Source organism: Halobacteriovorax sp. XZX-3, from assembly GCF_043196495.1.
Classification (GTDB): domain Bacteria; phylum Bdellovibrionota; class Bacteriovoracia; order Bacteriovoracales; family Bacteriovoracaceae; genus Halobacteriovorax_A.
The window spans coordinates 513,838-524,984 of the sequence record NZ_JBEBMO010000001.1; the positions used below are offsets into that span (position 1 = coordinate 513,838).

Sequence of the window (11,147 nt, forward strand, 5' to 3'; positions counted from 1 at the left end):
ATGAAAATATTTTTAACTATCATTCTACTTTGTGCAAACCTTTCAGCTTCGGCCTGTCTCGTTCTACAAAAGGACGATAATGGCAAAAAGTCACATCCTGCAATCAAACACTATGTTGAAGATGGAGACAAGAAGAGAGAAATCGTTGTAAAAAACACTAGTGACAGTATTTGTCGCTACACTATTATCAAAACAGAGCTTATCCAATCAAGAGATGGTAGTTATAGCTATCTTCCATATAGAATTGGTCAAGATGTAAGTTATTCATTAGCGCCATATATGTCACTTTTAGATGAAAAAGGGATTGAAAGCTTTTCTATTGAACAAAGTTTAGCTCCTGGAGAGACAAGGCACTATGGACTACAAATTAACATTGCCTCTGACTTAAAGACAGGTAGTTTTCAGGCCGGATTTAAAATTGATTATATGAGTGGAGCAACAAGCTTCATCGTTGGTGAAATTTATTACTCAACTAAAGAGGCTCAAGTATCACCACAATTGAGATTCTTAAAATTTGACAAGAAAAAGAACAAGCTTACTTATGCACTTGCAAATAAAGGAAACGCTTACACATTCTTTGAGATGAATCTAATCTATACTGATCCGATATCAGGGTTTGAGTCTCATGGTGTAACTGTAGATAACGAACTGCACTTATTTAAGGCCAATATAAAAAACCACCTCCTGCCAGGAGGTAAGACAATTTTATCGGAAATTAGTCTTAAATCACACCTAAGAAATTTAAGAAAACAATTTGCGCAACAATACCCTGGACTGGACTTTCCAGAAGTATTAAATCTTACGGCCGTTCCGCTATACGGGATTGACTACGAGAACTGGACAAATCACAAAAACTTACCATTAGGATTCAAATCAGTAATGATTCAAACTAATTTATAAATTTAAGGAGAAGACAATGAAATTAATTAAGCTAGCAACACTTGCAACAGCATTAAGCTTCAATTCATTTGCAGCAGATTCAACAGCAAATGGATCAATTACATTATCAGGTGGATTTTCACCAAAAGTTAGCAGTGTTTCGATTGCACTTGTTGATTGTGGAAAAGACGTAACATTTAATGACTGTGATGCAACTCTAAGTTCAACAAGCTTTGGATCACACACACAAGATGCAACATTAAACCTAGGTACTTTTGATGGAGAATCAAATACACGTTATATAAAATTTGAAATCAAATCAAAAATGTTACTTTTCAAAGGTGACTACCTGAAAATTTCAAAATCTCTAACATCTTCTTCAAATGATGTATCTGTAGCACTTGAAAAAATGATTTTTGTATCTGCAGGCCTAGATACATATGGACAACAGACTCTTGGTGGAGCGACTTCTAGCCTAGTATCAGGCGATATCATGGTAGACACTAAAAAAGCTATTACTGATGTTGCATCAGAAGTATACAACTCTGCAGCAGCTAACCCAGGTGAAGCAAACGCTAAAGTTCTATCTGCCTTAGCAGATAACACAGCACTTACAGTTAGAGGAATTATCGCTCTTGAAGCTGGTGATGAAGCGACTTCAGACAACTTCCAAGCTGTAATCAATGTTGGTTTCACTGGTGTTGACGGCCTATAATGATTAAAAATATAGCTCTCACATTCATAACTCTTATTGCTTTCAGCATTTATGCTTCTTGTAATATGGGTGGCTCTTTTGGATGTGAGAGCTATTCTGATATTGGCCTTAATGGTCTAACTCTTGATCCATGGCAAGTGTATGAAGGTAGCTACTCTTGTTCATCACCGAGTAATTCAAATTACTACTATGATATCCAAGACATTAGTATAAAAGCTGGAATGACACTGGAGATTAGTTTTAAGACTGATACAAGTGCAGAACTCGACTTAAAGGCCATCACTTCAAAAGGGATTAGACATATCCAACGAGTGAAAAATCAGCTGATGTATGATGCTATTGATGGAGATCGCTGGTATTGGCAGACATACCAGTTTACTAGCACTGGAAAAGCGACAACGCTAACTCAACTTAGAATTAAGCTTCCTGCATATACAAATATTGATGATTTCCAGTGGACTATTGAGGACTCATCAGGTTCTGGGACGAATGGACGTTATTTACAATTAAATGATCAAATACATTTCAACTACACTATTTCAGAAGATGACTTTTTCTCTCCAGTTCCAAAGGTATGGAATATAGAGCTCGAAGGTGTCTTTGGAGCAAATGATGAAGCATTAATAGGATTTGCACCTCGTAGTACTAACCCAATATTTCTTCCAAGTTGTGAATCTATCATAGATTCACTTATTGTTGTTACTGCGCAAGAAAGTGGTAATGACTCATTTTCAATAGAGTGTGATCAGTTAATATTCCCACTTAGTGCACGAATCCCCTATTTAAGATTAAAAAATAACACGACAAAGAGTTATTGTTCGGCAATAAATTTTTCGATTCAAACTCGATTTAGACTATCTATCTCAGATGATATTCAATCAACTGATTACAACGAAGTATTCGATATTATTACAGAATTTAAGTAAGAAATAATTTCAGGGATACTTGGCCTGCCTTGCATTTCCAGATGTAAAATGCGATTTAGTAAACAAATATACAAACAAAAAATAGATAGTGAGGATAATATGAAAAAAGCACTTTTATCACTAGTGTGTCTACTTACACTTAATGCACAGGCAGGTATCTCTATTGGACTACCTCCAGGAATGAGTATGCCAGACTTTGATTCAATTGAGCAATCTCAACGTGTTTTTGAAGAAACAGTTGAAGAGCTAATGGCAAATGAAGAAGTTAAATCAATAGTTAGAACTGTTGAAGAAGACTACCTAGCAGCTTGTACTGCACAGCCAGAAAAAGCTTCTGCATCACTATTTAATATGTACCTTCGTTATAACTGTGAAGGTGCAACAGATGTTAAACTTGTTATTACAGCAAAGATCAAAAAAGGCGTTGTAAAAGTAAAAAACTATAAAGTTAAGTTCTAAGAAATAAAATAATTGGGCCAGCCTAGCTGGCCTTTTTATTTGCCCTTTTAATTATATTAATGTAATTAATACCAAAATTTATACAAGGGAGCTGCACCATAATGTGGCTGAGAATAGCGGAATTGGCCGTAAAACCTTCTAACTTGATCCAGGTAATGCTGGCGTAAGGAGATTCAGATGAAAATACTGATACTAGTATTTATTTCCCAACTAATTCATGCTCAAACAAAAACAGTAGATTCAGACAATGCAATCTATATCTATGGTCTTTTTGAAAAGAAAGAATATTACAGTGATGCTAATAGTATTTCTTTAAAGACGCAAAAAGATTTTTCGCAACAACAATCAACAGATATCAGTGAGACCTTTAAGGCGATTCCAAACCTAAATATGGCAAATGGTAGCTCTCGCTCAAGCTTCTTTCAAATAAGAGGTATTGGAGAGCGCTCAGCATATGAAGGGATTTCGAATTATTCAGTTGGTTTAATGGTAGATGAAATAGACTATACGGGAGTTTCTGGAACAACAAACCTTAACGGAGTTAAGCAACTTGAGATCTATAAAGGACCTCAAGCAACACGTTTTGGTCCAAGTGCAATGGCAGGAATGATTCATGTAAAATCTCTTACACCTTCACAAAAATCCCAAATAAATACATATCTTTCATATGAATCATTTAACACTTGGGAAGAAAGTATCAGTTATTCAGGAATGCTAAGTAAAACGACAGGGCTAGCACTCGCTATTAGTAAAAGAGATAGCGATGGTTATATGAACAATGATTACTTAAGTCGCAAGGATACAAATGGACAAGACGAAATAAATCTACGCACTAATCTGACGATGGACTTTAACACGGCAACTCTAACGACAGGGTTACACTACTTTGATAAAAACAACGGATACGATGCGTTTGTTCAAGACAACGGTTTCACGACACGCTCAGATAAACCAGGTAAAGATGAAAGTAGAACATTTGGACAATACATAAAACTTGAAAAAGATTTGAATGCAAACCTGACGAGTACATCGATATTAACTCACTTCGAAAACAAATCTTATTATAGCTACGATGAAGACTGGGGAAATAATCCATACTGGAATTCAATCCCAGGATGGAACGCAGACTACGACTACAATATTGAGTTCCCAAGAGAGCGAGAGGATTTCACATTGGATCAACGTCTCTCATCAAAGGCCACGACAGCTGGTATTTACCTAAAATCATCTAACGAAGATTTCAAGGAAGTTGGTTATGAAGACTCAGCAGTAAGAAAAAATATAAGTGGAGAAGTCGATACAAAATTAGTTTCAATTTACGCTGAAAGTAGAAATAAGCTAAGTGAAAAATTGAGCTTAGACTATGGTGCACGTCTAGAATATCGCAAGGTAGAATTTGAATCATTAGAAGGCGGTATTAAAACAAATCTTACACCAGAAGATCTGATGTATGGCCTTAATATCACGCTATCTAAAAAAGAACTTCTTGGTGATCTTGCATACGCTAAATTATCTAAAGGATATAAGCCTGGTGGTATAAACACACAGTCGGCCGTACCAAATTCGAGAAAAGAGTTTCAACCTGAAGACCTCTATTCATTAGAAATTGGACAGAAATATCTGATAAAAGAAAAAGGGATTTCAATAAATAGCTCTCTTTTCTTTATGTATCGAAATAATGCTCAAGTTAAAACATCATTTCAAGATGATCCAATGGATCCAAGTTCGTTCACATTCTACACAGATAACGCTGCAAGTGGGTTCAATTATGGAGCAGAGATTGAAGCTAGTCTTGAAAAACCATATGGCCTAAACCTCTCTTCAGGACTTGGTCTACTTGGAACGCGCTACGGAGACTACAATATTGGTACACGTGATCTTGAAGGAAGACAAATGCCTCATGCTCCAAACTACCAAGTTAATTTAAACCTTAACTATAAATATAGAAATGGACTGTATTGGGATATCAACTTCTACGCTTCAGATGATTTCTACTACTCAAATTCACACGATTTGAAATCTGACCCGTATCAGATAGTTGATACTAAGATAGGATATCGCTACAAGTCTTTAGACGTCTCAATTTGGTGCAAGAATGTATTTGATGAAACATATTCTCTGCGTGGTTATTACTTTGCGAATATGCCTCCAACTTGGCAAGATGAGCTATATACTCAAAACGAGGCCCCAAGAAGCTATGGGCTTAGCTTAAAGTATGAATTTTAAATTAAGTACTAGAGATAATCTTTATTAATACCATATGCATTAAAAATATGATCATCAGGAGTTACACGATAAAGTTTTAATTTGTTTCTCTCTCGATGTTGTGAAATATATGTTTCATAACAATCTTCTACAGATAGAACTTCACTAGTGAAAACTCCTTGCTGGTCAAAAGCAAAGCGTTCAGCACGATAAGCATGTTGGGCGCGATTTTTCTCTTTTATTTCATAAATTTCATACATCTTAGTCGTTTCATATTCTGAAAGATCCTTCATAGGCTCAAGATCTAGACCGAATAACTTTTGAAAGTCTTTGAATGTATTATAATAAATCATATCGACTTCATACTCTTGTGGTATTAGCTCATCAAGAGCATGTGTTGCTTCATGAACAAAGAAGTGAGCAACAAGTCCTAATTCATCTTCAAGACCGATGAAGATTGTAGGTGTTTCCATTGTAAAGTCAAAAAGAGCTGAAGTTCTCTGTGTTAATCCTCTGCGCTCTCTTTCAAGTTTTGAAAGGTTTCTTATTTTTAATTTACCATCATCTAATAAGGGCCTGATTCTATTAACAACCTCCTGGCCTTTCTCAGTTGTTGATACTAATGAGAAAAGATCATCAATTGAGTAGTTACTTTTATTTAAGTGATAATCTTGCCCAGCTCGATTAATTACACATCTATCAACTTCGGCCCTTTGATCTTGCGTGCGGTGTCGATAAGTTGGGTTATGATCTATATCTGGACCAAAACCACCGAGACCACCTAGGCCGCCAAAAGATGCTAGAATATTTAGTTTTATGAATGTGAGAGCTAGGTATTTTTCCATAATGATCTTCCTTTAAGATGAAGATATCACTTAATAGATGCTACTTGTCATTAATTGAAGATACTTCATATTTGACTATTTTCTATACATATTTCAGCAACTTAACTTAATTAAATAGGCCCAGAACTAGACGATTTATGATGATTTGACTAAAACTATAGGATACTAATTTAACGTAAGAGAGATTTATGGGAAGAAAATCAGCAAAAATTGCGGCCAAAAAAGGCGCAGCAGACAAGGCCCGTGGGCAAGTATTTACGAGAGCTCTTAAAGATGTATTCTTAGCATCGAAAAGTGGTAGTGGAGATCCTGATACTAACTTTCTTTTGAAGGTTGCTATTGATCGTTGTAAGAAGTTTAACGTACCAAAAGACAATATCGACCGTGCGATAAAAAAAGGACAAGGTGGTGATGGTGCAGGTTACGTCGATATCAACTATGAAGGTTACGGACCTGGTGGTGTGGCCGTTTTCGTTGAGGCCTCAACAGATAATAATACAAGAACTGTAGCAAGTGTAAGAAGCTACTTTAATAAAGTTCAAGGATCACTTGGACAAACTGGTTCTCTTGAATTCGTATTTAAAAGAGAGGCAAACTTTCTCGTGAACGAAGAGAATGTTTCTGATAAAGACGAATTTGAACTTGAGATTATTGATGCAGGTGCTGAAGATATTACACTAGAAGACGGTGTTTTTGAAATCATCGCACCAGTTGAATCATTTGGAGATATTCAAAAGAAACTTCAAGAAATTGGGATTACACCTGAAGAAGCGAGACTTGAAAGAGTTCCTTTAAACTATAAAGCAATTAATGATGAAGATACATTGAAGCAATTCGAAAGATTAATCGATCTTCTTGAAGAAGACGACGATGTTGTTACTGTTTATCACAACCTTGAAGAATCAGAGGAGTAATTCATGAAAAAAATCATTATTGCTCTAATCACTCTTATTGCAACAGCTGGCGCTTCAGATTTAAAAGTAGAAAAAGATCTTGCGAAAAATCTATTTCTTTCTCTAGAGTCAACAGTAGAACCAGATTGCAACGGGTCTAAATGTATAATCGAATTAGACCAAATTTTTTGTACACAATTGTTTAAAAAGACAAAATGTACAGTAGGTGCTTTTTCAAATGGTGACATTCTTGTTAAGACAGTAAAGGGTGACGAGGCACAAGATATCTCGGACGCTTTATACGATATTAGCGAAGCGACTTGTTCATCAGACAAAGATGCCTGTGGAATTCATTTCTACAATGTAACTTGTGAAGAAAAATCAAAGTTAGTATTTAAATCATATAAATGCCATTTAAGTGACTTAAGAAAATAGTTTAAATAAAGGGATCCTTAGGATCCCTTTTTTTTTACTAACCAAGCTTACTCATATCAATGACAAAGCGATAACGGACATCGCTTTTAAGTACCCTTTCATAAGCTTCATTAACTTGTTTAGGCTCAATCATTTCTATCTCAGGGGAAATATTATGCTTCCCACAGAAATCTAACATTTCCTGTGTCTCTTTGATTCCTCCAATAACAGAACCTGCATAACTTCTACGTTTCATAATAAGTGGAAATGGATGTATTGCTAAAGGTTCTTCAGGAACTCCAACAGAGACCAATGTTCCATCTAGTTTTAAGAGATTAAAATAGTTTCCCATATCTATTTTATTACTAGAAACAGTATTAATAATAAGGTCAAACTTTTCGGCGTTCTCTTCAAAAACTTTCTCATCTCCCGTATAGAGGAATTTATGCGCTCCTAATTTTGAAGCATCCTCTTGCTTATTCTTTGTATGACTAAGAACTGTAACTTCAGCACCTTTTGCGGCCGCTATCTTAACTCCCATGTGCCCTAGTCCCCCAAGCCCCATAATAGCAACTTTTTTGCCAGGGCCAGCTTTCCAATGAGTTAAAGGAGAATACAGCGTTATACCTGCACACATAAGAGGGCCAGCTTTTTGTAAATCAATATTGTCAGGAATCTTTAAAACGAAGTCTTGGTCAACTACGATAACATCAGAATAGCCACCTTGAGTATGGCCAGTACCATCATCAACTTCCGAACCATATGTCTGTGTTGCCCCTTGCTCACAATATTGTTCAAGATGATTTTCACAAGGAGAACAACTACGACAAGAATCGACAAGACATCCAACTCCAACACGATCCCCTATTTTATATTTTTTTACATTTGCACCAACCTCTCGAACAACACCAGCAATCTCGTGCCCAGGAACAAGAGGAAAAGGTGTACCTAGTCCCCACTCATCTCTTACCATATGAATATCAGAGTGGCAGATACCACAATACTTAATATCGATCACAACATCATTAGGTCTAGCTTCTCTTCTTTCAAAATTATATGGTTCAAGTGGCGCTTTAGGACTCTTTGCCGCGATTCCTTTTGATCTAATCATTACAGTCTCCTTGTTTAAGATGATGGCATTTTACAAGGTAAGTGCTACCTAATAGATTAATAATTTTCTTAAATTTTATTCTTCGGATATAATTTAAACATGGCAAAGCTAAATGTATCAATTGAGGGTGTTAGGTATAATCTGTTTAATGATTTATACTATCGAATGATCAGAACATCCTGGTCTCGTTTTTTTCTAACTGCGAGTTTAATATACTTGATCATTAACTTTCTTTTTGCGTTACTTTACTTTTACTCTCCAGCAGAAATTTCAAATACTAATAGTAACTCGCTTTGGGATGCATTTGTCTTCAGTTTTCAAACAAGCTCAACTATCGGCTATGGTTACTATCTTCCTAAAAATGACCCTGCCCACTTCTTAGTGATAATCGATGCCATGACTGGTATCTTCTACGCTGCAATTATAACAGGTATGGCCTTTGCTAAATTTGCAAAACCTTCAGCTAAGATTATTTTTACAAATAATATTATCATCGCTACGTTTGATTCAGTACCGACTCTAATGTTTAGAATTGCCAATAGTAGGGATACACATATTATCGATGCATCAGTTAAGGTTGGGGCCTTAATTCCCTATGTTTCTAAGGAAGGCCATCAAATAAGACGTACATGTAACTTAAAATTGATGAACACAGAAAACCCGACATTTCTTCTAACATGGACAGTTATGCATCCCATCGATACAGAAAGTCCACTCTATGGCCTAACGTTAGATGAAATAAAAGAGAAAAGAATATCTTTTTCAACGTCATTTACTGGAATAGACAAAGTACTTACTCAAACTGTTCACTCTAACCACATCTACCTTGCAAAAGACTTACTTAAAGCAAAGAAGTTCAAGGACGTCCTCAAGCATGATCAAGAGGACTCCTATCAATTAAATTTAGATAATTTTCATTCGATAGAAGATTAGAATCTAATCCCAGCTCCAATGTAAAAATTGAATCCACTTTGATCAATTTGTTGTGAAACACCACTTTCATGCGCCATTGGTGCAAGCACGTAATCTCTTTGCTCTACACCTACTTGTACAAAGAAATTATCCCAAAAAATGGCCTTCGCCTCTAGCGAGACACCGTAAGAATAGCCACCAATATCGTTAAAATGATTTTCTTCATACTCTTTACCATTGTAGTATGTTTTAGTATCAGATTGGACATGAACTAAACCTGCACTTATACCTGGACTTAACTCAAATCTAAAACGGGGAGTATCAACAAGTCTAATGGCATATTTCATACCAATTTGGATATCATTCAATATCGTAACATTTTTAGCTTCATAGACATCATATTGATCATCCTCTAGAAAGCCTCCTTCAGTTACACCAACATGTCGACCAGACATATTATAGCGACGATACGTATCGGCCAATTCAATACTAAAAGTTTGAGTAACAAGATACTCAATTGTTACTTTATGACCTTCTTTAAATTTTAAATTTTCATCTAATATTCGATCGAATTCTTCATCATATAAATCGTAAAGAGAATCTCCATCATTTGAAACATTATAAGAGGTATCCATATCTGAACGATTTATCTTAGAATATGTTATAACAAATCTTTTTCTAATTCCGTCAAGGAGCGATTCCTCCTCTACTTCGAGCTCCTTTATCGCAATAGGCTCAAAGACAGCTTCGTTATCACCAGTTAATTCATTTAAGTGAGCGTGATTGATATTTAAGTTCTCACCAAAAACCTGAGGAATAAATAATAGAAATGATAAAAATATTTTTTTCATCTAATGCCTTGTTTTGAAATATTAATAGAATTCTGGTAGATCTAACTCTTCCTCAACGTATTCGTCATATTCTTTATCACCTTTTTTTGTATCAACTTCATATGACTTACCAAAGAAGAACTCTTCCATATCAAAACGATATTGATAAGTGAGCATAAACTGTGTTTCATCGAAGCTCTTTTGACCACGACCGAAATTCTCATTGAATTCGTTACGCTTTACTTTTAGACCAAAAGTATGCTTCGACTTTTCACTTGGCCGATATTCAATACCTGCTCCATATTCGTTTCTCTGATAAGAGTAATTAAATTTTTTATCTTCAGTTTCAAAATTTCTTTCATCACCTTGTTTGTAGTAGGCATAAGCTCGGGCATTACCATCACCAATTTTGAAATGGATTTCACCAGTTGCTTCGATATCTAAATTGACCGAGTCTTGATTATAGATTCTCTTATAGGAGCGACCGAGATTACGACTATCTTCTTCATTAAACTGATGAACACTCCAAGTATCACTTGCTTTTGCAACACCTGATAGAATTAATGTCGCACCATCATCTAAGACAAATGCTTTTCTAATTACTAAGTGCGCATATTGAATACTACCGTGCTGCCCGATAGATTCATGGATCTTTTCATATTTTGCACCAAGGGCCCTTAGAGCGATCTCAACACCACCAAATTCTTCTCTTTGATACCTTTTTTCAAATTGCATCCAGTCCAACTCTGCAAGCTCTAAATTACCGTTACTATCGGCCCTAAAAGTGAGTGTAACTGGCCCTTCATCAAGGCTTGAGTCTTTATACCAATTGCCAAGATTAGTCTTAACGCCAGCTTCGGCCCCATATAAATTATTGGCCGCCAAAGACGTTGAACTAGAACAAATTAAGAACGTACTTATAATAGATAAGCTTTTAAGTGATTTAATCATATGATTG

Annotated in this window: 12 protein-coding genes and 1 riboswitch; of the genes, 8 read left to right on the plus strand and 4 right to left on the minus strand. The window is 35.7% G+C overall.

The features are described from left to right. The 5 genes from ABMA70_RS02340 (at position 1) to ABMA70_RS02360 (ending at position 5,205) form a co-directional block, all read left to right on the plus strand. A complete protein-coding gene (locus ABMA70_RS02340; RefSeq protein WP_392991776.1) occupies positions 1–900 on the plus strand; it encodes a hypothetical protein in 900 nt (299 codons plus the stop codon). Between the two features lie 16 nt (positions 901–916). Further along, positions 917–1,594, plus strand: coding sequence for a hypothetical protein (locus ABMA70_RS02345; protein WP_392991774.1), 678 nt, complete (start codon positions 917–919; stop codon positions 1,592–1,594). After that, positions 1,594–2,520 (plus strand): hypothetical protein, encoded by a 927-nt coding sequence (locus ABMA70_RS02350; protein WP_392991773.1) that lies wholly within the window; start codon positions 1,594–1,596, stop codon positions 2,518–2,520. Before ABMA70_RS02345 ends, ABMA70_RS02350 begins: the two co-directional genes overlap by 1 nt. A gap of 99 nt (positions 2,521–2,619) precedes the next feature. Then, positions 2,620–2,979, plus strand: coding sequence for a hypothetical protein (locus ABMA70_RS02355; RefSeq protein WP_392991771.1), 360 nt, complete (start codon positions 2,620–2,622; stop codon positions 2,977–2,979). Positions 2,980–3,053: 74 nt separating this feature from the next. Continuing rightward, positions 3,054–3,166: riboswitch (TPP riboswitch) on the plus strand. Then, on the plus strand, positions 3,157–5,205 hold the full coding sequence (locus tag ABMA70_RS02360; protein WP_392991769.1) for a TonB-dependent receptor: 2,049 nt from the start codon (positions 3,157–3,159) through the stop codon (positions 5,203–5,205). Its footprint overlaps the riboswitch before it by 10 nt. An 8-nt stretch (positions 5,206–5,213) precedes the next feature. On the opposite strand, the gene ABMA70_RS02365 is transcribed toward ABMA70_RS02360, so the two are convergent. Then, the gene (locus tag ABMA70_RS02365) at positions 5,214–6,029 is read right to left on the minus strand and encodes a hypothetical protein (protein WP_392991768.1); all 816 of its coding nucleotides are present in this window, start codon (positions 6,027–6,029) and stop codon (positions 5,214–5,216) included. 188 nt (positions 6,030–6,217) lie between these two features. Between ABMA70_RS02365 and ABMA70_RS02370 the strand changes: the two genes are divergently transcribed. Together ABMA70_RS02370 and ABMA70_RS02375 are read left to right on the plus strand one after the other, a co-directional pair. After that, positions 6,218–6,943, plus strand: coding sequence for a YebC/PmpR family DNA-binding transcriptional regulator (locus tag ABMA70_RS02370; RefSeq protein WP_392991766.1), 726 nt, complete (start codon positions 6,218–6,220; stop codon positions 6,941–6,943). A 3-nt stretch (positions 6,944–6,946) separates the two neighbouring features. Then, the gene (locus ABMA70_RS02375) at positions 6,947–7,357 is read left to right on the plus strand and encodes a hypothetical protein (RefSeq protein ID WP_392991764.1); all 411 of its coding nucleotides are present in this window, start codon (positions 6,947–6,949) and stop codon (positions 7,355–7,357) included. 37 nt (positions 7,358–7,394) lie between these two features. Here the strand turns inward: ABMA70_RS02375 and ABMA70_RS02380 are convergent, their stop codons facing one another. Continuing rightward, complete coding sequence (locus ABMA70_RS02380; RefSeq protein ID WP_392991762.1) at positions 7,395–8,447, minus strand: NAD(P)-dependent alcohol dehydrogenase; 1,053 nt, start codon at positions 8,445–8,447, stop codon at positions 7,395–7,397. Between the two features lie 99 nt (positions 8,448–8,546). Here ABMA70_RS02380 and ABMA70_RS02385 point away from each other — a divergent pair, with 99 nt between their 5' ends. Then, positions 8,547–9,380, plus strand: coding sequence for an ion channel (locus ABMA70_RS02385; protein WP_392991760.1), 834 nt, complete (start codon positions 8,547–8,549; stop codon positions 9,378–9,380). On the opposite strand, the gene ABMA70_RS02390 is transcribed toward ABMA70_RS02385, so the two are convergent. Then, the gene (locus ABMA70_RS02390; RefSeq protein ID WP_392991758.1) at positions 9,377–10,210 is read right to left on the minus strand and encodes a hypothetical protein; all 834 of its coding nucleotides are present in this window, start codon (positions 10,208–10,210) and stop codon (positions 9,377–9,379) included. The genes ABMA70_RS02385 and ABMA70_RS02390 overlap by 4 nt on opposite strands. A gap of 21 nt (positions 10,211–10,231) precedes the next feature. Then, complete coding sequence (locus ABMA70_RS02395; protein WP_392991756.1) at positions 10,232–11,140, minus strand: hypothetical protein; 909 nt, start codon at positions 11,138–11,140, stop codon at positions 10,232–10,234. Between the last annotated feature and the right edge of the window lie 7 nt (positions 11,141–11,147).